This is a genomic window from Xenorhabdus sp. NBAII XenSa04 (assembly GCF_963866145.1).
GTDB classification, from domain to species: domain Bacteria; phylum Pseudomonadota; class Gammaproteobacteria; order Enterobacterales; family Enterobacteriaceae; genus Xenorhabdus; species Xenorhabdus indica.
In genome coordinates this window covers 19,558-42,726 of the sequence record NZ_CAWMEB010000068.1, presented here as the reverse complement: position 1 = coordinate 42,726, position 23,169 = coordinate 19,558, and the positions used below count along the sequence as shown (strand labels likewise).

At 42.1% G+C, this 23,169-nt stretch carries 16 protein-coding genes and 4 pseudogenes; 10 read left to right on the top strand and 10 right to left on the bottom strand.

Going from position 1 to position 23,169, the window contains the following annotated elements; translation table 11 throughout:
- Positions 1–3 precede the first annotated feature (3 nt).
- Both AAC147_RS03470 and AAC147_RS03465 read right to left on the bottom strand, forming a co-directional pair.
- Positions 4–2,055, bottom strand: a complete 2,052-nt coding sequence (locus AAC147_RS03470) for a TonB-dependent receptor family protein (RefSeq protein ID WP_047679016.1) — start codon at positions 2,053–2,055, stop codon at positions 4–6.
- A gap of 164 nt (positions 2,056–2,219) precedes the next feature.
- Positions 2,220–3,154, bottom strand: a pseudogene (locus tag AAC147_RS03465) (LysR substrate-binding domain-containing protein).
- 104 nt (positions 3,155–3,258) lie between these two features.
- On the opposite strand from AAC147_RS03465, the pseudogene AAC147_RS03460 reads away from it, so the two are divergent.
- The 3 pseudogenes from AAC147_RS03460 to AAC147_RS03450 all read left to right on the top strand — a co-directional run.
- Positions 3,259–3,732, top strand: a pseudogene (locus tag AAC147_RS03460) (isocitrate/isopropylmalate family dehydrogenase); the annotation flags it as partial.
- A gap of 21 nt (positions 3,733–3,753) precedes the next feature.
- Positions 3,754–4,346: pseudogene (locus AAC147_RS03455) on the top strand (BCCT family transporter); the annotation flags it as partial.
- A pseudogene (locus tag AAC147_RS03450) lies at positions 4,343–5,098 on the top strand (PDR/VanB family oxidoreductase); the annotation flags it as partial. The pseudogenes AAC147_RS03455 and AAC147_RS03450, both read left to right, overlap by 4 nt.
- 17 nt (positions 5,099–5,115) lie before the next feature.
- Here the strand turns inward: AAC147_RS03450 and AAC147_RS03445 are convergent.
- Positions 5,116–5,745, bottom strand: coding sequence for a LysE family translocator (locus tag AAC147_RS03445; protein ID WP_047679012.1), 630 nt, complete (start codon positions 5,743–5,745; stop codon positions 5,116–5,118).
- 80 nt (positions 5,746–5,825) lie between these two features.
- On the bottom strand, positions 5,826–6,761 hold the full coding sequence (locus AAC147_RS03440) for a LysR family transcriptional regulator (RefSeq protein WP_047679010.1): 936 nt from the start codon (positions 6,759–6,761) through the stop codon (positions 5,826–5,828).
- A 244-nt stretch (positions 6,762–7,005) separates the two neighbouring features.
- On the opposite strand from AAC147_RS03440, the gene AAC147_RS03435 reads away from it, so the two are divergent.
- On the top strand, positions 7,006–8,454 hold the full coding sequence (locus AAC147_RS03435) for a flavin-containing monooxygenase (protein ID WP_047679008.1): 1,449 nt from the start codon (positions 7,006–7,008) through the stop codon (positions 8,452–8,454).
- A 478-nt stretch (positions 8,455–8,932) separates the two neighbouring features.
- The gene (gene asd, locus AAC147_RS03430; RefSeq protein WP_047679006.1) at positions 8,933–10,039 is read left to right on the top strand and encodes an aspartate-semialdehyde dehydrogenase; all 1,107 of its coding nucleotides are present in this window, start codon (positions 8,933–8,935) and stop codon (positions 10,037–10,039) included.
- Between the two features lie 443 nt (positions 10,040–10,482).
- On the opposite strand, the gene AAC147_RS03425 is transcribed toward asd, so the two are convergent.
- From AAC147_RS03425 to dnaA, 6 genes are all read right to left on the bottom strand, one after another.
- Positions 10,483–10,785: a TM2 domain-containing protein gene (locus AAC147_RS03425; protein WP_047679004.1), complete on the bottom strand. Its 303-nt coding sequence runs from the start codon at positions 10,783–10,785 to the stop codon at positions 10,483–10,485.
- 348 nt (positions 10,786–11,133) lie between these two features.
- On the bottom strand, positions 11,134–11,931 hold the full coding sequence (locus AAC147_RS03420; RefSeq protein ID WP_047679002.1) for a hypothetical protein: 798 nt from the start codon (positions 11,929–11,931) through the stop codon (positions 11,134–11,136).
- A gap of 347 nt (positions 11,932–12,278) precedes the next feature.
- Positions 12,279–14,693, bottom strand: a complete 2,415-nt coding sequence (gene gyrB, locus AAC147_RS03415) for a DNA topoisomerase (ATP-hydrolyzing) subunit B (protein WP_047679000.1) — start codon at positions 14,691–14,693, stop codon at positions 12,279–12,281.
- A 38-nt stretch (positions 14,694–14,731) separates the two neighbouring features.
- Positions 14,732–15,862, bottom strand: a complete 1,131-nt coding sequence (gene recF, locus AAC147_RS03410; protein WP_047678998.1) for a DNA replication/repair protein RecF — start codon at positions 15,860–15,862, stop codon at positions 14,732–14,734.
- A 35-nt stretch (positions 15,863–15,897) separates the two neighbouring features.
- On the bottom strand, positions 15,898–16,998 hold the full coding sequence (dnaN, locus tag AAC147_RS03405) for a DNA polymerase III subunit beta (protein ID WP_047678996.1): 1,101 nt from the start codon (positions 16,996–16,998) through the stop codon (positions 15,898–15,900).
- A gap of 4 nt (positions 16,999–17,002) precedes the next feature.
- Positions 17,003–18,391 (bottom strand): chromosomal replication initiator protein DnaA, encoded by a 1,389-nt coding sequence (dnaA, locus tag AAC147_RS03400; RefSeq protein WP_047678994.1) that lies wholly within the window; start codon positions 18,389–18,391, stop codon positions 17,003–17,005.
- Positions 18,392–19,155: 764 nt separating this feature from the next.
- On the opposite strand from dnaA, the gene rpmH reads away from it, so the two are divergent.
- From rpmH to mnmE, 5 genes are all read left to right on the top strand, one after another.
- The gene (gene rpmH / locus AAC147_RS03395; RefSeq protein WP_038267117.1) at positions 19,156–19,296 is read left to right on the top strand and encodes a 50S ribosomal protein L34; all 141 of its coding nucleotides are present in this window, start codon (positions 19,156–19,158) and stop codon (positions 19,294–19,296) included.
- Positions 19,297–19,314: 18 nt separating this feature from the next.
- On the top strand, positions 19,315–19,674 hold the full coding sequence (gene rnpA, locus AAC147_RS03390) for a ribonuclease P protein component (protein WP_038267113.1): 360 nt from the start codon (positions 19,315–19,317) through the stop codon (positions 19,672–19,674).
- A complete protein-coding gene (gene yidD / locus AAC147_RS03385) occupies positions 19,638–19,898 on the top strand; it encodes a membrane protein insertion efficiency factor YidD (protein WP_047678992.1) in 261 nt (86 codons plus the stop codon). Before rnpA ends, yidD begins: the two co-directional genes overlap by 37 nt.
- A gap of 2 nt (positions 19,899–19,900) precedes the next feature.
- Complete coding sequence (gene yidC / locus AAC147_RS03380; protein WP_047678990.1) at positions 19,901–21,538, top strand: membrane protein insertase YidC; 1,638 nt, start codon at positions 19,901–19,903, stop codon at positions 21,536–21,538.
- Between the two features lie 92 nt (positions 21,539–21,630).
- The gene (mnmE, locus tag AAC147_RS03375; protein ID WP_047678988.1) at positions 21,631–22,995 is read left to right on the top strand and encodes a tRNA uridine-5-carboxymethylaminomethyl(34) synthesis GTPase MnmE; all 1,365 of its coding nucleotides are present in this window, start codon (positions 21,631–21,633) and stop codon (positions 22,993–22,995) included.
- Positions 22,996–23,169: the final 174 nt, after the last annotated feature.

Here is a 23,169-nt window from a genome sequence, read left to right as displayed (position 1 = left end):
ATCTCAGAAATTATAGGTGATCCCGCCATTAACACTAAAACCCATACCAGGGAACAGGGTACTGTCTTTTTTGGTCACGGTGCGGTTAGCCACTGAAGTTGTAGCATAGCGCTCGCGGGTCAGATTATCGAAAGATAAATAGAGTGACCAGTTATCAGCGGGCTGATAATTGCCTTTAAATCCTAAGACGGCATAATGGTTATGCTTTTGGATGTCAAAGTGATTTTCGTGATCTACTGCCGTATCCGTTGGCATCCAGTGGAGGTTAGGGCCAAAGCGCCAGTTACCGATGTTATAAAGGACTTCCGTAGCGATAATATTGCGCGGAATACCAGCAATATAATTGCCGTTATACTCACCACCCACAAAGCGAAAATCGTTATATGTCCAGGAGATCCGATATTCCACATCACCGGAACCGACAGGGATCCGGCCTTTTAAGCCCGCCTCAAAACCTTGATGGCGGGTTTTGGCGGCATAATTAAAGACTCCCACCGCATTCCCTTCCGAATCATAGGTAGTGATATATTCATCTTTAATAAGGCTACGATAAAGTGCCAAATCCCATTTCAGGCTTTCTGATAATTGACCTTCGCCGCCGATTTCAAAAGTAACACCTTTCTGCGGTGCTAGTTTTGTCAGTTTTCCGTTGCTTGAATTAATGATTTCCCAGAATGTTGTCGGTTCCTGACTGGTACTGATATTGGCGAAATAACGCTGATTATCTGTGGGATGCCAAATAATACCGGCTTTTGGTGTCCAGAACGTCCAGTGCTGATTCAGGGAAACATCTTTGTCACGTTTATCCACGTCACGTTTAGCGTGTGTTCCTTTCAGATCGAGATTCAGGGTAAGGTCCGGCATCAGATGCAGTCCAACGCCAACGGAGCCATAGAGATTCTCCGCCCGCCCGTCATAGCGGCCAATCAGGGTCTTATCGGCAGGGGTTCCTTTACGGTTCTGCATCAGATTGGTTTTCAGCCCCATATGATCCCATGCGAATGCTGTCCGGTAAGTCACAGAGTCTGTTTCAATGTTATAGGTCAATTGTATGCCTTCACTGTGGCTCTGGCTGAAGCGGTAATAGGCTGGTGTGGTGAAACTGTCGTGGGTGCGGGTATGCCAGAGACCCGCACTTAACAGTTGATCACCGAGCTGCCAGTCAGAGCGGTTTGCCACACGGAATTGTTCAACATTACGGTGAGGATCCCGTAGCCATACCATGGGATAGACATCGGTAGGGTTGTCATTTAGAACTGCCTCAGAAACTGGGCCAGCCACATCAAAACGGAGATCTGTCCAGTTCAGCCAAGTTCGGTTTTCAAAGTTATCTGTCACATAACCGAAATTACTGCGCACAGTTTTCCGTTGTGAACTTGAATGCTTGCGATAACCGTCAAAATGATCATAGGTAAAATTAATACGTCCATCAAAATGATTATCATCACTTACGCCGCCAAAGGCGGCCTGAAGTCCTTCACGACCGTGAGAGCCATACTCATAGCGCAGGCGTCCCTGTTCGTTTCGTCCGGTATAGGAAATAACATCCAGTTCCCCACCCAGGCTGTTACTTTGCGGGTTCAGGCTATTTGCCCCGCGGCGTACGCTTACCATCATTGCATCACGCATTTCCAGCATACTGATATGGAAACTACCGTCAGCATCCGTCATTGGTAAACCATCTTGCATCAGCAAAACCCCACGGGCAAGCGGGGCGCTCTGGACTCCTGAACCACGGATATTCAGACGCGGCTGATCGATGCCTCCGAAGAAATTCTGTACCAAAATCCCTGGTTGATAATCCAGTGTGTCATGCAGTGTCGTGAGGCGGGTATCTTTTTCAATAACCGTCAGATTCGTTCCTCCGGCAACCGTTTTCAATTTTTCTTTTTCCCGCTGATAATTCGGGGAGAATTGGCTTTTTTGTGTGGCAGTCACAACTATGGTATCGCGGGGTGTGGCAGGCGATTGAGAGGCCGCTGTGGCAAAGGGAGTTATCCCGATTGCCAATGTGAAACAGTGTGTAAGTTGGCATTGTTTTGTCAGATTACGCATTTTCCTTAACCTTGATAAAGTTAATGATTATTATTTTCATTTGAAGGGCTAAAATAGAGGAGGTATCAGAGTTGGCCTATGATATTTGTCAAAAATGAGCAATCGAATGAAGGTAAGCAGACAAAGATAGAAAGAAAAATAGAAAGATCAGTCAGATCACTTATCTATGAGCTTCTGGTTTGGAAATCGTCTTTCTGCTCCAAATAATGCACCTTAAAATAGTATTCTAAAAATTCAACCGTTACTCTGATACGGGCAGACATAGCAAGACGTGTAACATAAACTGCCCATATATTCGCTGGCTGGTAATATTCAGGCAGAATATGAACTAAGGCGCCTGATTTAATATTTTCTCTGACATCCCAATACGAGCGTAAAGTAATACCATGACCCTCCAGACACCATTGGTGGATAATTTCACCATGATTGGATGACATTGGCCCGGTGACTTTCACCGATTGAGTACTGGTACTGTTTTGCAATTTCCAGATCCCGAAAGGGTGATCTCGTTCTTTGATCACCAGACAAGCGTGAGAAGGGAGTTCATTAATTGATTTTGGCATCGGGTTGCGGTCGAGGTTGGCCGGGGATGCACACAGGATCCGACGATTAGAAGCCAATTTGCGGGCAATAAGATTATCGTCAATATCGTCGCCAATACGAATATCCAGATCAATCCCCTCAGTAGCCAGATCGACAAGACGATCTTCCACATCAAAGCGAAGATCTAGCTGTGGATAAGTCTGGATCAATGCTGATAAAGCCGGGGCACAAATTTTCTGCCAAAACCGAAGCTACTGGTAATTCTGATTTTTCCTTGAGGTTCTTGTCGAAGTTCAGAAAGTTCATCAAGCATCTGATTAACATCATTCAGGATATGTTGTGCCCATTCATATATCCGCTCACCATCTTCTGTAATTGATACCCGGCGTGTTGTTCTGTGTAACAGGCTAACATTCAATACATTCCCTAATATGGCGATACGTTTGCTGATAAAAGCAGGAGAGGCTCCGATTTCTTGAGCAACGGCGACAAAACTTGCTCTCTTAGCCACTAAAAGAAAGACGCGCAGATCCTGTAAAAAAGGGAGATTATTCATAAATTGTAAATTATGTTTCTACATTTTTTATATTGAATACAAATCAATCAATTATAAGATATTTAAGAAGTCAATTCTGTATCCTGATAAATGAGAGATGTTCGATGAAAAAAACGTTTAAAATTGCTGCGATTCCGGGAGATGGAATTGGTCATGAAGTGCTTCCTGAAGGAATTCGGGTATTGCAGGCTGTAGCTGAAAAATGGGATCTCCGTTTATCGTTTTAACATTTTGAATGGGCCAGTTGCGATTATTATCTTAAACACGGCAAAATGATGCCCGATGATTGGTTTAATCAATTAATACAATTTGATGCCATTTATTTTGGCGCTGTTGGCTGGCCTGAAACGGTGCCTGATCATATTTCTCTTTGGGGGTCATTACTTAAATTTCGTCGTGATTTTCAGCAATATGTCAATTTGCGGCCTGTACGTCTCTTACCGGGAGTGCCTTGCCCGTTAGCGAACAAGAAACCGGAAGATATCGATTTTTATGTCGTCAGGGAAAATACCGAAGGGGAATATTCCACTATCGGCGGTCGTCTTTATGAAGGTACAGAACATGAAATAGTGATCCAGGGGGTTTTGGGGCGTCTTATTGATATGACATTTTTAATTGCAACTGTGGGAGCATTAACTATTTCTCTGGTGGTAACTGCATCCACATTAAGTGGCGGAATTTCTGTATTAATCGGCATACCGAATAATTTTATGGTTCAGGCTGGAATAACATTATTAGCAGCACTAATTTTTAGCTTAAGTTCTTATATTGGCATTGATAATGGTATGCGGCGTTTAAGCCAGATGGTAGGTTGAGGAGCATTGGGTTTTGCTTTTCTTGTTTTAATTGCAGGGCCTACAGAATTTACCATTAATAATATTATTCATGCGGTTGGTTTGACGACGCAAAATTTCTTGCAGATGAGCTTATTTACCGACCCTATGGGAGATGGGCAATTTACCCGTAGTTGGACGGTCTTTTATTGGTTATGGTGGATCTCATATACCCCCGGTGTTGCTTCATTCCACGGTTTTTGGCTATGGCCTTGTACGATGTATAACGTTACGCCCATCAGAGGCATGATGACGGTTATCTATATGAATTCCCGGTCGATGCAGAAACAACGCTGCAACATTACGATATTTACTTTACTAATGAAGACCTCACTCAAGAGCAAAAAGATTTAATCAAATTGCCATTAAGCGAGAAGAACATTCTCGTGGTGGATCGGCATTTATGCACGAAAAAGTGGTTATTGGCGATAAACTTGTTGTTTCTGAACCAAATAATTTATTCCCATTAGTATCCGAAGCTAAAAAACATATATTAATAGCGGGTGGAATTGGGATCACGCCTTTTATGTCCCATTTACATGAACTGGAACAGCAAAATGCAGAATATGAACTGCATTATTGCTGCCGAGATATGAATAAAAATGTGTTTCGGCAAGAAATAATGGCTTCGGAATTTAAGGATAAAGTTGTTTGCCACGTTTCATCCGAAGGTTCTCGTCTTGAACTCGATACTTTTATTGCTCAGTTACCAGAAGGAAGCCATGTTTATACATGTGGTTCAAATTCATTGAACGAAGGAGTAAAGCGAGCTGCACAAAAAGCCGGGTTTCCTGAACATCAGTTACATTTTGAGCCGTTTACTGTTGAAGATAAAACTGGAGATGAGTTTACCCTTGTGCTTGCCAGATCGGGCGTTGAGTTGGAGGTTGATAGTGAATCGACAATACTACAAGTTATCGAAAGAAATAACGTAGCGTCGGTTGAAAGTTTGTGTCGCGAAGGAGTATGCGGTACTTGTGAAACCATAATCTTAGAAGGCGAAGCAGACCACCGTGACCAATATTTTACTGATGAGGAAAAAGAGAGCCAAACATCAATGCTGATTTGTTGTTCCAGAGCGAAAGGAAAACGATTGGTACTTGATTTGTAAATTTAAAGCCTGCTTTTTTAAGCTGAACATAATAAATTAATTGCCAATGCTAAAAATATTAATGCAGTGATTTTATTTAAAATGTTTTGTATTTCTGGTTTATGAGATATTACTTCACTTAAATATCCTGATAAATATGAAATAATGGAAAACACAATAAAAGTGATGATAGAAAATATCACGCCAAGATATAATGACTGGAGTGAAATTGGGATGATATTTGTACTTTTATTGGTAAACTGAGGCAGAAAAGCCAAAAAGAAAATGATAATCTTGGGATTTGATAAATTCATCAGTATCCCTTTGCTGATGAGTTTTTTTGTATCATGAAAATTATCAGTATTTCCTTGAATAGAAAAAGGTTTAGCTTTGAAGGCACCCCAAGCCAGATAAGTTAGATAAATTATGCCAAAAATCCGAATAACTCCAAATGCTACTGCATTTTCTCGTAATATTGTTGCAATGCCTAATGATACTAAAGAAATATGTATTGCCAAACCAATACATAGACCAATGGTTATTAATATTCCAACTTTTCGTCCATTTATTGCCGATTGACTCAATATAAAAAGATTATCAGGGCCGGGTAAAAAGCATAAAAAAATTGAAATACTGATAAATGTAATTAATGTTTCTATAGATGGCATAATAATTACCGCTATTTTACTATTGATAAATTGGTTTGATTATATTAATGAAAGTAAATGATGTATAAAAGATGGAAAATCTACTTACGGGTATGAATTAATTTCATACCATGTCTGATTGTCCTTTCAAGGTGCGCTTTGATTAAAGGAAAACAAATTTCTCGGAACCATTTATGCTCTGGATCTTGATGATACTTGGCATGCCACAGTAAGTAGTATTGCTGCGGCTGGATATCAATGGGTAAGTATCTTATTTTCAAATCATAATTTTGGGCAAAATCAGCAGCGATATGCAATGGTATAGTGAGCATGGCATCTGTTTTTAACAGTAACTCAATGGCTGATTGGAAAAAAGGAACTGTAACCAAAATATTACGGTGGAGATCCATCATTGCTAATGTATGGTCAACGAAGCTATCTTTATCTCCGCCACCACTAATAAGAATATGCCGACTGTTAATATAGTCGTTAATGGTTAGCTCACTATCAGATTTAGGGTGATTATGTCTGAATACAACGACAAGTTGGTCTTCGGCCATTAACTTGCCATATAAATTATCAGGTATGGAGTCAGCAATAGTGGCCACTAAGTCAAGCTCTTGCCCGGCAAGTTTATTCAGGTTGTTTTTATACCACAATTTATATTCGATACTGACTTTAGGCGCTTCCCTTTCAATATGAAAAAAGATAGAAGGTAAGATGGCTTGGGCGACATAGTCGCTGGAGGCTAAGGTAAATTTCCTTTTACATTGACTTGGTTCTATTGATTCTGGTGCATATAGATTATCCAGTTGCTGCATCAATATTGGAAGCTGTGCTTTTAATTTCTCTCCTTTCTTGGTAAGGATAAATTTATTTGCCTCTCTTATCATAATCTTGTCATGAAAATCTTCACGGAGCTGATTTAATGTTTTACTCATCGCAGACTGTGTCACATTTAATTGTTTTGCTGATTCCGTCAAATTAAGTGTTCTCAGTATTGATATTAGAGCGGGTAGTAATTTGTAATTATTCAAAGTGTACTTTCCATATTAGCGGTTTTAATAATTATACGCACTTTAAGTGATAATTAATTTTTTATCCATGATTTTTCAATACTAATTAATTAAAAGAAATTTTTTAACAATCAGCTATGTATCTAATCATGATACTCCTGCCTCATAAATACAAATGGTTGTTCTATTGAATAAAAAATAACATACCGTCAGTAACGGGAGATTGATTTAATCAAAAGAGTACATTTATAGGGGAGGCAATAATATGGATAACCATTATGATGTTTTGATTATGGGAGCGGGCGTTTCTGGCATTGGTATGGCATGCCATTTGGCAAGAGAATGTCCTGACAAAAAAGTGGGGATCTTAGAGCGTCGTCACGCAATAGGTGGAACTTGGGATTTATTTCGCTATCCGGGGATTCGCACAGATTCAGATATGATGAGCTATGGCTATAAATTTCGTCCCTGGACAGATACCAGTATTTTTGCTGATGGGCCTTCAATTAGGCGCTATCTGAATTCAGCAGTAGAAGAGTATGAAATTGATAAGAAAATTCAGTTTGGATTAAAGATCACCAAAATTAACTGGTCAAATGAAACTCGCCAATGGACTGTTACCGCAATAGATGAAACCAGTGGAGAAACTCGGCAATTTACTTGTCATTTTCTTATCGGCGCGACGGGTTACTACAATCAGGATGAACCTTATGTACCTAAGCTCCCCGGCCTTGAAGATTTTAAAGGCACAATAGTTCATCCACAACACTGGCCTGAGACATTAGATTACAAACGAAAGCGGGTTGTTGTGATTGGAAGTGGCGCAACCGCAGTCACTTTACTTCCGGCAATGGCATATGAGACTGAGCATATTACTATGCTACAACGTTCCCCAAGTTATATTTTTTCAATACCGGGCAGGGATAAGATAGCTGAGTTTCTGAATGGCATTATTCCACAACGTTGGATTTATACATTAAGCCGAAAACGCAATATCTTATTTTTTAGCTTGTTATATAAAATCAGCCGGTATTTTCCTCACTTTTTGAAATCGTTATTGTTGGGATTAGCCCGCAGAAAAGTTGGCCCTGATTTTGACATGAAACACTTGACACCCAAGTATATGCCATGGGATGAACGGTTGTGCTTTGTGCCTGACAGCAATCTATTTAAGGTTCTGAAAGAGGGGAAAGCTTCTATCGTCACTGATCAAATTAAACGTATTACTGAAGACGGGATTTTATTGCAATCAGGTAAAAAATTATCTGCTGATATCATAGTGACAGCGACAGGGTTGCAATTACAACTGATGGGGGGAGCTGAGATTGCTATTGATGGTCAACCACAGCAAGGTAATAACATGATGTTCTATAAAGGGACATTGATACAGGATATTCCTAATTTTGCTTATCTATTTGGTTATATTAGCAACGCCTGGACATTAAAAGTTGATCTCTCAGCGGAATATATTTGTCGTTTATTACATGAAATGGATCGCCGTCAGGCTACGGTTGTGACACCACATGCTCAGCCGGATGAGGTAGTACCTGATAAACATTTATTTGGTGCCTTGCAATCTGGCTATGTGAAACGAGGCGAAGATGCACTTCCCCGTCAGGGACGCAGTCCAAATTGGCAAGTGTCACATGATTATCAAAAAGATAAACAAGTCTTACGGCAGCCAGTGGATGATCCCGCTCTGGAATGGTTGTAATCATAATCAGCCCGTTATGATAACGGGCGAATTATTTTTTATCAGATTTCAGAGTAATAAGGGGTCATGCTCCCAATAATTAGATCTTGTGATAAACTTCCCATTTTTTATTATGGGTGAGATATGGCTAAAGTTGATGTGGTTTGTCGTTACTGTCACAAAAATTTTTTGATTGGCTATTATTCTTTATTGAAATCAAGGAAATCTACAGCGTATTTAAGATATAAATTCAGGAGGAGATATTAGTTGATATAATTTTTTATTAAATGATCAATTAATAAATTATTTACTCCAGACTAATTATATTTGCAAAGGAATACCTGAATAAATTTCGATATGGTTTAAAAATGGCATGCGGATTGCCGCAAAATGGTTAGTTCTGTGGCGCATAAATTTACTTGCACCTTTTCTCATATTTTGTCAGCTTTAGTAGTGTCAGGGGTGCTGACAACGACTTTTTCAAGACAGGGTAACTATGATGAAAAGTGTAGGTTTTATCGGCTGGCGTGGTATGGTTGGCTCAGTATTGATGCAAAGAATGGTGGAAGAAGGGGATTTTAACCAGATCAAACCCGTTTTTTTTACGACTTCCCAACATGGACAACCAGCCCCAGAGTTTACTGGTAAGTCGGGCGTTTTGCAGGATGCTTTTGATATTGAAGCACTGAATGCGTTGGATATTATTATTAGTTGTCAGGGAGGGGATTATACCAATGAAATTTACCCCAAACTGAAAGCAACGGGCTGGCAGGGATATTGGATCGATGCGGCTTCTGCACTCCGCATGAATGATGATGCTGTCATTATTCTCGATCCTGTTAACCATCAACATATTCAGAACAGCCTGAATAAAGGGATTAAAACTTTTGTTGGCGGTAATTGTACTGTCAGTCTGATGCTAATGTCATTAGGTGGTTTGTTTGCTAATAATTTGATCGAGTGGGCATCAGTCTCAACCTACCAGGCAGCTTCTGGTGGTGGTGCTCGCCATATGCGCGAATTGTTGATGCAGATGGGCATGCTACATGATCAGGTTGCAGATGAACTGCAAAAACCGGCTTCTGCGATTTTAGATATTGAAAAGCGTGTAACTGATTTCACTCGCAGCGGTATTCTGCCGACCGACCAATTCGGTGTTCCTCTGGCGGGGAGTTTAATCCCGTGGATTGATAAGCAATTAGAAAATGGGCAGAGCCGTGAAGAGTGGAAAGGTCAGGCGGAAACCAACAAGATTTTGAATACGGGTGATGGCATCATTCCGGTTGATGGCCTGTGTGTTCGTATTGGAGCACTGCGTTGCCATAGTCAGGCATTTACCTTGAAATTGAAAAGAGATATTCCGATTCACGAAATTGAAACGTTGTTGGCATCCCATAATGATTGGGTTCGCGTGATCCCGAATGATCGCGAACTGACCATGCGTGAATTAACACCGGCGGCGGTGACGGGGACTTTGAATACACCAGTAGGGCGTCTGCGTAAGCTGAACATGGGGCCGGAATATCTGTCTGCCTTTACGGTTGGTGATCAGTTACTGTGGGGAGCGGCAGAGCCGTTGCGCCGTATGTTGCGGATTTTGTTGTAGTAAAGCATTTAATAGACCGCCATTATTGAATAAATATTGGTGGTTGTTTTGTTTTTTTATATCTTACACTTACGTAATAGGGGCAATCAGGATGTGTCGCCATTTTATGTTGGTCCCTGCATGCTAGTTTTTTATAAATTCTCATGTTATTGATTTTAAGATAATTTAGATCTCAGCGTTGTTTTTCACTTTCCGCAATTAGCTTATCACCTAGGTATTTTTAATGCCTGCCGCTCTTTCGGTGGAGCGCTGGCTAATTTCGTCAATGCACAGATAAAAGCATCTACATCAAGGGGTAACTGTCCGGTTTTCGATACTTGTCAAATGCACAAACAAGAGTTGTTCTCGATAGGTGAGTGATAGTAGCTTGAAACTGATTTGAGGTGTTTTAAATGGTAAGAACGGGCGGTTTAATTCGCCCGTTTAACATAAAAGGAGTTTAATTAACCATACTTCTTAGCGAAATCTTTATCTGAAATGCATAAATAGATAATAAATTCAATAAAAGAAATGATATAAGGAATAAACGTCCAGCAAAAAATAAGGTATAAAAACCCTGATCCTATTTTTCCTAGATAAAATCTATGCACCCCGATAAAACCAAGAAAGAAAGCTAATAGAGCTGCAGTTATTCTGCTTTTTTCACCTTGTGTTTCTTCTTTTTGAACTGCACCACAGCTAGGGCAAGAGCTTGCGGAGGTGTGGATTTCTTTTCCACAGCCACGGCAATAAACCATGTTTGACATATAAATATCCTTAGTGTTATCTATCTTATTCTTATTTATATTAAAACTATCAAGTTAAAAAACCAATGATTTTAAGAAAAATAAGACAGTCTCAGGGTGACCAATGGGAAGAAGGTTATAAATCCAATTTATTGATAGTGATGAATGTTTAGATAATAGCCAATTCTCAGACATGTACTGTCTCCCGACATTCCATTCATAGCCATATCTACGTTTTGTTTATGTGTGTCAGAATGACATGCGGTTCCAGTTGCCAAGAATGGCGATCGTTATTTCTGTATTTTGAATGTATCTTCCGAATAATTGGTGAGTATTATTTGCTAGCATGGTTAAGTTTCTCGATAAAAATTAAGGACACAACCCAGTAAAGCGATATCCTCCATTTGCGGCAGAAAATACCCATAATTTGCTGTTACTTGGGTCTAATATCATCGAATATGGTGCATCATCAATAAACCCAAGCCTGTTGTAGGCATTTGAAAGGTGTTTCGTTGCGGTCGTCAATTTTAATTTTCCATGATGGCCTGTTTGGTAGGACAAATTGACAGCTTTTTCTATCAATAAATAAGCACAATTTTGGATCCCCGGATGGGTAATCAGGTAACTGACTTCAGGATAATATGGGTAGTGATCATCTTCATTGTAGGTAAATAACATTATTCCAATGGGCACCATCAGAGAAGACACTGAGTCTGTTGGAAAGTGAGTTGTATAACAAACAAAGTAGGTATAATTGCAGCCTTGATATAAGGTACTATCTTTTTTTCTGATGCGAAATGATAAATTATCTTTCACTGTACATAACAGGCTATCTGTTATACAACATCGAAGATCCCATAATTCTTCGGTGGAAGGATTCGATTTTGCTTCTATATTGTCTCTTCTTCGATATGTATTTTCGATATGTGACAGCCATCCATCCTGTTGAATTGAATTATATAATTTCCTGACTGCCATTTCCGCTTCTTGCAATGTTGCTTTTTTGACTATTGGAATATATCCATTTATTAATCTGGGGTTGTGATGATTGACATTGATATTCAACATATTTTTGGAGGGCTGAGTATGGAAAGAGTTTGAGCGGGATAAAGTTCCAGATGACATTTTGTGTATATAGCTATTAAAAGAAGAATTTCTTTTTAACATAATAATAACCTCGATAGTAGAAATTGAATATGATTAATAATTTAAGCTACTCTTAACATTTAGGTTTAATATCTTATTGAGAATTAAAAATTCCTGATTTATATAATGAAAGTGAAATTTTTCTTATGTTATTAATGAGGTTATTTTTTGTTTTTTTATGACGAAATATCCTTAAATAATCGCTTCTTATCAGGATAAATAAATAAAGGATTTTTCAATTAATTTGAGAAGTAATATAAGGCAATTTTAGATGGTTTTCCAAGTAACCAATGAATATTTTATAGATAAATTTTGAACCGTCTTTTCCCCGGATAACATTTTAATTATCCGGGGCAGGAGTAGGAATATCAGATATCAATATTCGCAGCTTTCAGTGCGTTCTCTTCAATAAATGCACGACGAGGTTCAACGGCGTCACCCATCAGGGTGGTGAACAGTTGATCTGTCGCAATGGCATCTTTCACAGTGACACGCATCATACGGCGAGTTTCTGGGTTCATTGTAGTTTCCCACAACTGATCAGGGTTCATTTCCCCCAGACCTTTATAACGTTGGATAGAAAGACCACGGCGTGACTCTTTGCTCAGCCATTCCAGTGCTTGCTCAAAGCTACTTACTGCCAGACGGCGTTCGCCACGCTCAATATAAGCACCTTCTTCAATCAGATTACCGATCAATTCACCCAGTTTGCTGATGCGACGGTATTCGCCTCCGTGAATAAAATCGAAATCCAGATTGTAGTTAGTATCAACACCGTGTGTGCGGATGCACAGAACCGGCTCATAAACCTGACGCTCGCGATTTTCATGGATTTGGTAGCTGTAAGTGCTGCCATGTTGCTCTTTGTCATTCAGACGGATGGTCAGTGCACTTACCCATTCTTCCACTTTGGTCTGATCGGTTATGGCATCTTCCGTTAATACCGGATGGTAGATTAAGTTATTCAGTAGCGCCAACGGGTACAAGCGTTCCATGCGTTTGATTATTTTTTGTGTAGTATTGAATTCAGTTACCAGTTTTTCCAGTGCTTCGCCTTTTAGAGCCGGAGCGTGTGGATTGGTGTAAAGTGATGCACCATCCAGTGCAATGGACATTTGGTAGGCTTCCATTGCATCGTCGTCCTTGATGTATTGCTCCTGTTTGCCTTTTTTCACTTTGTACAGGGGTGGCTGAGCAATATAGACATAACCACGCTCAATGATTTCCGGCATCTGACGATAGAAAAATGTCAGCAACAGAGTACGAATATGGGAACCGTCAACGTCGGCGTCGGTCATGATGATAATGCTGTGATAACGCAGTTTATCCGGATTGTATTCATCACGGCCAATACCACAACCCAATGCGGTAATCAGGGTTGCCACTTCCTGTGAAGAGAGCATTTTGTCAAAACGCGCTTTTTCAACGTTCAGTATTTTACCTTTCAGTGGCAGGATAGCCTGATTTTTACGGTTGCGCCCCTGTTTGGCTGAACCGCCCGCAGAGTCACCCTCCACCAGATAGAGTTCGGACAGTGCAGGATCACGCTCCTGACAATCAGCCAGTTTGCCCGGCAGACCTGCCAGATCTAATGCGCCTTTGCGGCGGGTCATCTCACGCGCTTTACGGGCAGCTTCACGGGCACGTGCTGCGTCAATAATTTTGCCAACAACGGTTTTGGCATCGTTAGGGTTTTCCAGCAGGTATTCCACCAGCTTCTCGTTCATCATCGTTTCAACCGCAGTTTTCACTTCAGAAGAAACCAGTTTGTCTTTCGTTTGTGAAGAGAATTTCGGATCTGGAACTTTAACCGAAATAACCGCGATCAGACCTTCACGGGCATCATCACCGGTAGCACTGACTTTGGATTTTTTGTTGTACCCCTCTTTATCCATATAGCTATTGAGAGTACGGGTCATCGCTGTACGGAAGCCCACTAAGTGGGTTCCCCCATCGCGCTGAGGTATGTTGTTGGTAAAGCAATATATGTTTTCCTGGAAGCCATCATTCCATTGCATGGAAATTTCAACACCAATACCGTCTTTTTCAGTGGAGAAATAGAAAACATTCGGATGGATCGGGTTTTTATTGCGGCTCAGGAATTCAACAAATGCCTTAATACCCCCTTCATAATGGAAGAGATCTTCTGTATTGGTGCGCTTGTCAACTAAACGGATGGAAACGCCGGAGTTCAGGAATGATAATTCACGCAGACGTTTTGCCAAAATATCAAATTCGAAATCGGTGTTAATTTTGAACGTATCCATACTTGGCCAGAAACGCACAGTTGTTCCTGTTTGTTCTGTATCACCAACGACTTTCAGTGGTGCTTGCGGAACTCCATGATGGTAGGTCTGTTCATGTACTTTACCGTCACGACGGATAGTCAGTTCCAGTTTTTCAGATAAGGCGTTAACAACAGAAACCCCTACGCCATGCAGGCCGCCGGAAACCTTATAGGAGTTGTCATCGAATTTACCCCCCGCATGCAGCACGGTCATGATGACTTCCGCTGCTGAAACACCTTCTTCTTCGTGTATGTCGGTAGGAATACCGCGGCCATCATCCTGTACAGAAACTGAGTTATCTGCATGGATTGTGACAATTATTTTGTCACAATGGCCTGCGAGGGCTTCGTCGATAGCGTTGTCAACAACCTCGAAGACCATGTGGTGCAGGCCAGTACCATCATCGGTATCACCGATATACATGCCTGGACGTTTACGAACAGCATCCAGCCCTTTTAATACCTTGATACTTGAGGAGTCATATGTATTCGACATCAACGTTTCTCGCTTATCTTAATCCTGTGGTTGAACCTCTATACCCTTCGTCTTTCGAATTGCCGCTTTGTTGGCTGCACCTCGAAATCCATTGGGCATATTTTGCCATGTTCTACGCGAAACATCCTGCTATTTACATCAATCATGTCTGCAACTTGCTCAGGCGTTATTGCACTGACAAACACCTGGGCCTGCGTAGATTTCAGACGCTCGGCTAATAAATTACGACGACCGGCATCCAACTCAGAGGCAAAATCATCAAGCAGATACAGGCATTTTTGCCCGCTCTGTCGGGTGAAATATTCACCCTGTGCTAACCTCAGGGCACACATCAGTAACTTAAGCTGACCACGTGAGAGCATATCTTCTACAGATATGCCGTCTGCCCTGATCCGCAGATCGGCTTTGTGGGGACCGGATGCGGTATAGGTTAATGCTTTGTCGCGCTCAAACTGACGCGCGAGCAGTTCTGCATATTCACTTTCTTTATCCCAACCTTGTTGGAAAGAGATATTGAGAGTGAATTCAGGTAAAAATTGTTTGCAGGTTTTTTCAATATCTCCGGCAATACCTGCAATATATTCTGCACGCCATTGGCTTATCTGGGTCGCAAGCGGTGCAAGCTCGTGATCCCAGTGCTGGATCTGGTTATAACGGGTTACCTGTCGTAATGCCGCATTTCGTTGTTTGAGCAGCCTTTTCAGGTTGACCCAACCAGTAAAAAAACGCGGTTCATTATGAAAACAACCCCAATCAATAAAAGCACGGCGGTATTTCGGGCCACCATTCAACAGCGTAAAACCTTCTGGTGTGATAAGTTGCATCGGCAACATTTTTGCCAGCTCGGCAATTTTGTGCCCATCACTGCCATCAATTCTGACTTTGCTGTCACCCTGACGGTTTTTGCTTAATCCAACCGATAGCGTTCGTTCATGGGATTGTTGCTCCAGCCTCCCATGAAGAATGAACTCCTCACAATCCTGACGGATCACTCTTCCCGCCTGAACACTGCGAAAAGCGCGTCCATGGCCCAAGGTGTAAATGGATTCCAATACACTCGTTTTGCCGCTGCCATTTGGCCCAACAAGAAAATTAAATCCCGTTGCCAACGGCAAATCGGCATTTGCGATATTACGAAAATCGCGGATCAACAGACGCGAGAGAATCATGAGTTATGAATTAATACTTGTTACAGACGTATTCTTTACAGACGCATCGGCATCACGACATAAGTCGCTGCCTGACTGGCTGAATTCTCTATTTTTACACTGGATGTGGCGTCCGTCAGCAGTAAACTGACTTGCTCGCATTTTAATGCGTTGAGGACATCCAATACATAACTGACATTGAAGCCAATTTCCATTTCCGCGCCGTGATAATTGACGTCGACGATCTCTTCTGCTTCTTCTTGTTCCGGGTTATTTGCGGTAATTCGAAGCTGGTTTTCGCTTAGGTAAATGCGAACACCACGGAATTTTTCGTTGGATAAAATCGCAGCTCGTGAAAATGCCTGCTTAAGCATGTCACAATTTGCTTCCAGCGTTTTATCAGGATTCTTGGGCAGGACACGACGATAATCAGGGAAACGCCCATCAACCAGTTTTGAAGTAAATATAAAGTCACCAACGTGGGCGCGAATATTGTTGCTGCCAATCTGCAATTGGAGTGGGTTATCTCCACCATCCAGTAATCGCATTAATTCAATGACACCCTTACGAGGGACAATCACTGAGTGTGAAGGTAAACTCTGGCCGATATTCATTGAACAGACCGCCAGACGGTGGCCATCTGTAGCAACAGTACGCAGTTCTTCCCCTTCAGTTTCGAATAGCATACCGTTCAAATAATAGCGGACATCCTGATGTGCCATTGAGAATTGAGTAGACTCAATCAGACGTTTTAATGTTGCTTGTGGTAGTGAGAATTCAACTTCGCTTTGCCAGTCATCCAGATTGGGGAAATCGGATGCAGGTAGGGTAGAGAGTGAAAAACGACTGCGTCCGGAGCGAACCAGAATACGGTCACCATCCAGCTCAACGCTGATTTCCGCTCCGTCAGGCAATCCGCGCCAGATATCAAAGAACTTACGCGCGGGAATGGTGGTTGCTCCCTCTTCATGTGGCTGAGTGAGTGCTACACGAGCCTTCATTTCCATTTCTAAATCTGTACCTGTCAGTGACAGGGAGCCGGTTGTCACCTGCAACAATAAATTGCCTAAAATAGGCAGAGTAGGGCGGCCACCTAAAGGGCTGCTGACCTGCTGCAAGGGTTTTAATAATTGCTCACGTTCAATGATAAATTTCATAGCGCTAGGAAGATAATGTTCTGATTAAGTTAGAAAAATCTTCTTTGATGTCATGACTTTCTTCACGCAATTGTTCTATTTTACGACATGCGTGCAATACGGTTGTATGGTCACGACCACCAAAGGCATCCCCGATTTCAGGCAAGCTGTGATTTGTCAGCTCTTTTGCCAGCGCCATTGCCATCTGTCTTGGACGGGCAACAGAGCGTGAGCGGCGCTTGGAAAGCAGATCAGCAACTTTGATTTTGTAATATTCAGCGACTGTTTTCTGAATATTATCAATAGTTACCAGTTTTTCCTGTAGAGCCAATAAGTCACGTAATGCTTCGCGTACAAAATCAATAGTAATCGCCCGGCCAGTGAAATTGGCGTTGGCGATGACTCTGTTCAAAGCGCCTTCGAGTTCACGGACGTTGGATCGCAGGCGTTTAGCTATAAAGAAGGCCACTTCCCCCGGTAACTGAATCTGGTTTTCATCTGCTTTTTTCATCAGAATGGCAACTCGGGTTTCCAGCTCCGGTGGTTCAATAGCAACAGTTAATCCCCAGCCAAAACGGGATTTTAACCGATCTTCAACGCCATTAATCTCTTTTGGATAGCGATCTGATGTCAGAATAATCTGTTGATTACCTTCCAACAGAGCATTGAACGTGTGAAAGAATTCTTCTTGTGATCGCTCTTTATTAGCGAAAAATTGAATGTCATCAATAAGCAGGGCATCTACTGAACGATAATAACGCTTAAACTCTTCTATCGCATTGTTCTGCAACGCTTTAACCATGTCCTGTACAAAACGTTCAGAATGCATGTATACCACTTTGGCATTGGCTTTACGTGCCATGATGCTGTTGCCGACAGCATGTAAAAGGTGGGTTTTACCCAATCCCGTGCCTCCATAAAGGAATAGCGGGTTATATGCTCCTCCCGGATTATCGGCAACTTGTCTGGCTGCTGCCCTGGCGAGTTGGTTGGATTTACCTTCAACAAAGTTATCAAATGTATGTTTCGGATTTACGTTTGAACGATAGGATAACTCCGGCTGCGCTTTTGCATTATCCCAGCTCGGACGTACAGATAAACTGGATGGAGCAGTAGCCACCGGCATATCAGCAATGATTTTCTGAGACGTAGACTGGCTCGGTGAAACAGGCTTATTACCTACTTCAAAACGCAGTAATGGTACTTCAGGACCACAGAAATCATTTAATAACAAATTGATATTATTTATATATTTCTCTCTAACCCAATCCAATACAAAGCGATTAGGCGCATAAAGAGCCAAAGTGTTATTACTTAGTTCTGCCTGAAGGGGTCGTATCCACATACTGAATTCTGTGGCAGGTAACTCATCCTGCAAACGGGCAAGACATTGCTGCCAAAGCGAAAGTGACACGGCAAACTCCCCTAAAACAAGACCAATAAAAGAAACTGGAATAAATAGATACGTTATACTGGGCACAAGACATTACTATTTACCGATGAGAACGTTTTGACCGATAAGAATATTACCGATAAGAACATCTACCGATGAGAAAGCTCGCAGTACCTTGTGGCGACTTTTACTTTCATCGCTCTCCCAACGATCCGTACAGCGAGATCGGAATCGTGACCAATGATCATAACGCAAAAGACGATATAAATCCTCATTCTTTTACACAGCTTTGACGCTTTTTATCCACAGGGAGATCACCACGCGTTGGTACTCGTAGAATATAAAGCCCATAGAAGATACTGTAGTGTAATCATGGTATATAGCAAATCCCATTTAGTTATCGTTTAAAATTCAAAGGGAAAACAGCAGTATAATTACCAACCAAATGTCAGGATCTGTGTTGCATCCTTGCGCTTTGTTAAACAGTCCGTATAATCTTGCACCCTGTGTGTAATGCCGAACGATTTTTTTCCGGCTGTGGCTGGTGGAAGTCAGGGTTAACACTTTAAATAGCAAAATATTAGGTAGCAACAAGTCTGACACCGATTGAAGCGCGGTCAGGCTCGCGTCATCTTGGATTGACTAAGGGTAGTACATTTTATTACAATCCTGCCTCTTTCTATATATTGATGTTGCGATTGAGGCATCGGTGTCTACTTATTTCTCACTGGTCGCCAACGCATTTGCTGAATCAGTTACAAATTTTAAGTTAGGTAGAAATCGCTATGAAACGCACTTTTCAACCATCCGTACTGAAGCGTAACCGTACTCACGGCTTCCGCGCTCGTATGGCCACTAAAAATGGTCGTCAGGTTCTGGCTCGCCGTCGTGCGAAAGGCCGTGCTCGTCTGACTGTTTCTAAGTAATAAAGCTAACCATTCCAAGTGGTTAAGCTCGCTTTTCCGAGGGAGTTACGTTTGTTAACTCCCGAGCATTTCACTTATGTTTTCCAGCAGCCACAACGGGCAAGTTCCGCAGAGATCACCATCCTTGGACGCCTTAATGAGCTGGGGCATCCCCGCATCGGTCTAACCGTCGCCAAAAAAAATGTTAAACGCGCCCATGAGCGTAATCGTATTAAGCGATTGGCTCGTGAAAGTTTTCGTTTAAACCAACATAAATTGCCTTCCATGGATTTTGTCATTTTGGTGAGGAAAGGGGTCGCTGAGCTTGATAATCGTGAGCTAACGGAAACGTTAGGCAAATTATGGCGTCGTCACTGTCGCTTGGCTCGCGCCTCTTGATTATTTTAATCAGAGGTTATCAGTTAGTGATTAGTCCACTACTGGGGCCTCGTTGTCGTTTCAACCCTACTTGTTCCCAATATGGTATTGAGGCATTACGCAGGTTTGGAATGATAAAAGGCAGTTGGTTAACGGTGAAACGCGTATTAAAATGCCACCCTTTACACGAAGGTGGTGATGATCCTGTCCCACCTAGAAAAAACGAAGATAACAGAGAACATTAACGATGGATTCGCAACGCAATCTCCTTCTCATCGCTTTGCTGTTTGTTTCGTTCTTGGTCTGGCAGGCGTGGGAGAATGATAAGAACCCACAACCAACAGTACAGATCTCGCACCAAACAAGTACGCTGGGTAGCGAAGCAGGCAATGGGCAAGGCAAACTGATCACCGTGAAAACGGATGTGCTTACGTTGCACATCAATACCCGTGGTGGTGATATTGAAGAGGCTGACCTGCTGGCCTATCCTGATACTATGGGTTCCAAAACACCATTCAAACTGCTTGAATCAACCCCTGAATTTACTTATCAGGCTCAAAGTGGATTAGTGGGTCAAGATGGTCCTGATAACGCAAAACGTTATAAAGAACGTCCTTTATATAGCACAACACAAACGAATTATGTTCTGGCTGATGATCAGAATGAGTTGCGTATTCCGATGACTTACACTGCGCCGGATGGTGTAGTTTACGTTAAAACATTTGTTCTGAAACGTGGCGATTACGCGGTTTCAGTTGATTACAGCATCGATAACGTGACTGACAAGCCATTAGAAGTTGCGTTTTTTGGTAAGCTGAAACAGAGCGTTGAATTACCAACGCATCGTGATACAGGTAGCAACAACTTTGCTCTGCACACTTATCGTGGTGCTGCTTATTCATCAGATGATGAAAAGTACAAAAAATACAGCTTTAGTGATATTGAAGATAAGGATTTATCTTTATCTACAAAAGGTGGCTGGATAGCGATGTTGCAGCAATACTTTGCTACAGCTTGGATCCCGAATCAAAACGAAACCAGCACTTTCTACACTCGACATCAGGATAAAAAATTAGCGGAAATCTGGTATCAAGGTGCTTCTGTTGATGTCGCTCCTCACAGTAAACAGTCCGTTTCTTCTACCTTGTGGGTTGGCCCTGAAATTCAGGACAAAATGGCAGCGGTTGCTCCACATCTGGATCTGACTGTTGATTACGGTTGGTTGTGGTTTATTTCCCAACCTTTGTTCAAGCTATTGAAATTCCTGCATGAGTTCATCGGTAACTGGGGCTTTTCCATTATTGCGATTACCTTTATCGTGCGTGGTATCATGTACCCGCTGACTAAGGCGCAATATACCTCTATGGCGAAAATGCGTCTGTTGCAGCCTAAAATTACTGCGATGCGTGAGCGTTACGGTGATGATCGTCAGCGCATGAGTCAGGAAATGATGGCGTTGTACAAGACAGAGAAAGTAAACCCATTGGGTGGCTGTTTGCCTCTGTTGATTCAGATGCCAATCTTCCTTGCATTGTATTACATGCTGATGGGATCTGTTGAACTGCGTCATGCACCATTTATGGGCTGGATTAAGGACTTGTCTGCCCAAGACCCGTATTACATCCTGCCATTGCTGATGGGTGTGACTATGTTTGTGATCCAGAAACTGTCACCAACTACCGTCACTGACCCAATGCAGCAGAAGATCATGACTTATATGCCAGTCGTGTTTACTATCTTCTTCCTGTGGTTCCCGTCTGGTCTGGTGCTGTATTATATCGTCAGTAACCTGGTTACTATTATCCAACAGCAGGTTATTTTCCGCAGTCTGGAAAAACGTGGGTTACATACTCGCGAAAAGAAAGTAGACCTTTCTAAAAAATAAGTCTTTTAAAAATAGATTTTTTAAAAAATATAATAGAGGGCGGTCATTGGCCGCCTTTGCTATTTCAGAAAATGGGTAAAAGAGAGAATTTCATGAATACCACCGATACGATAGTCGCTCAGGCCACTCCTCCGGGACGAGGCGGTGTAGGCATTCTGCGTATTTCTGGCCCCAAAGCTGCGGAAGTTGCTGAGGTGGTATTGGGAAAACTCCCGAAACCCCGTTATGCCGACTACCTGCCGTTTTGTGATCTGGATGGTTCTGTATTAGATCAAGGTATTGCCCTTTATTTTCCTGGCCCTAACTCATTTACCGGTGAAGATGTGCTGGAGCTCCAAGGGCATGGCGGGCCGGTTATTCTTGATTTACTGTTGAAACGTATTCTGGCAATTTCCGGTGTACGCATCGCAAATCCGGGAGAGTTTTCTGAGCGCGCATTTCTGAATGATAAACTTGATTTAGCTCAGGCTGAGGCAATTGCGGATCTGATTGATGCCAGCTCAGAACAGGCTGCCCGTTCTGCAATGAACTCTTTGCAAGGAACATTCTCCAAACAGGTTCATCAAATGGTGGAAGCGCTGACTGACCTGCGTATCTATGTTGAAGCGGCGATTGATTTTCCTGATGAAGAAATTGATTTTCTTTCCGATGGCAAGATAGAGGCCAAGTTGGATGAAGTGATTGCAGAACTTGAGCAAGTTCGTTCACAAGCACGTCAAGGCAGTCTTTTGCGTGAAGGGATGAACGTGGTGATCGCCGGTCGTCCAAATGCAGGTAAATCCAGTTTGCTGAATGCGTTGGCTGGCCGTGAAGCTGCGATTGTCACCGATATTGCGGGGACAACACGTGATGTTTTACGCGAGCATATTCATATTGATGGCATGCCGTTGCATGTGATTGATACCGCAGGTTTGCGTGAAGCCAGTGATGAAGTAGAGCGCATTGGTATCGAACGCGCATGGCAAGAAATCGAACAAGCTGACAGAGTACTGTTTATGGTGGACAGTACGACAACCAATGCTACCGAGCCTGCACAAATCTGGCCGGAATTTATGGCAAGTCTGCCTGCATCTTTGCCTATTACGGTTATTCGTAATAAAACAGATATGACCGGAGAAGAAACCGGTGTATCAGAGGTAAATGGTCATTCATTGATCCGCCTTTCTGCCCGTGAAGGTGATGGCATTAATTTGCTGCGTGATCATCTAAAAGAAACCATGGGCTTCAACAGTAATACCGAAGGCGGTTTTCTTGCCCGTCGTCGTCACTTACAGGCCCTGAATACCGCAGCAGAACATTTGCAGGAAGGTCATCAACAATTAGTATTTGCCCGTTCAGGAGAGTTGTTGGCGGAAGAACTGCGTTTAGCACAACAAGCATTGAGTGAAATCACGGGAGAATTTACTTCTGATGATCTGCTTGGCCGGATTTTCTCAAGTTTTTGTATTGGGAAGTAATATTCTGAAAGTCCCAAAAACATAAAGCTATTTCAAATGATATCGGCTGATTTGAAAAATTTTATTCACTGAGGGAAAAGATTCTAATCCATTGTGCTCCGATTTTAGTTTTTTGGAGCACAGTTTTTGGAGATTTAGTTATCCCCGCAATACAGCATAAATTCCGGGAAAAAT

Coding starts and splice junctions, on each gene's coding strand:
- AAC147_RS03425 (WP_047679004.1), bottom strand. CDS start 10,785: ATGTCAAACATGGTTTATTGCCGTGGCTGTGGAAAAGAAATCCACACC.
- AAC147_RS03470 (WP_047679016.1), bottom strand. CDS start 2,055: ATGCGTAATCTGACAAAACAATGCCAACTTACACACTGTTTCACATTG.
- AAC147_RS03420 (WP_047679002.1), bottom strand. CDS start 11,931: ATGTTAAAAAGAAATTCTTCTTTTAATAGCTATATACACAAAATGTCA.
- yidC (WP_047678990.1), top strand. CDS start 19,901: ATGGATTCGCAACGCAATCTCCTTCTCATCGCTTTGCTGTTTGTTTCG.
- asd (WP_047679006.1), top strand. CDS start 8,933: ATGAAAAGTGTAGGTTTTATCGGCTGGCGTGGTATGGTTGGCTCAGTA.
- dnaN (WP_047678996.1), bottom strand. CDS start 16,998: ATGAAATTTATCATTGAACGTGAGCAATTATTAAAACCCTTGCAGCAG.
- yidD (WP_047678992.1), top strand. CDS start 19,638: ATGGCGTCGTCACTGTCGCTTGGCTCGCGCCTCTTGATTATTTTAATC.
- rpmH (WP_038267117.1), top strand. CDS start 19,156: ATGAAACGCACTTTTCAACCATCCGTACTGAAGCGTAACCGTACTCAC.
- mnmE (WP_047678988.1), top strand. CDS start 21,631: ATGAATACCACCGATACGATAGTCGCTCAGGCCACTCCTCCGGGACGA.
- AAC147_RS03435 (WP_047679008.1), top strand. CDS start 7,006: ATGGATAACCATTATGATGTTTTGATTATGGGAGCGGGCGTTTCTGGC.
- recF (WP_047678998.1), bottom strand. CDS start 15,862: ATGATTCTCTCGCGTCTGTTGATCCGCGATTTTCGTAATATCGCAAAT.
- AAC147_RS03445 (WP_047679012.1), bottom strand. CDS start 5,745: ATGCCATCTATAGAAACATTAATTACATTTATCAGTATTTCAATTTTT.
- gyrB (WP_047679000.1), bottom strand. CDS start 14,693: ATGTCGAATACATATGACTCCTCAAGTATCAAGGTATTAAAAGGGCTG.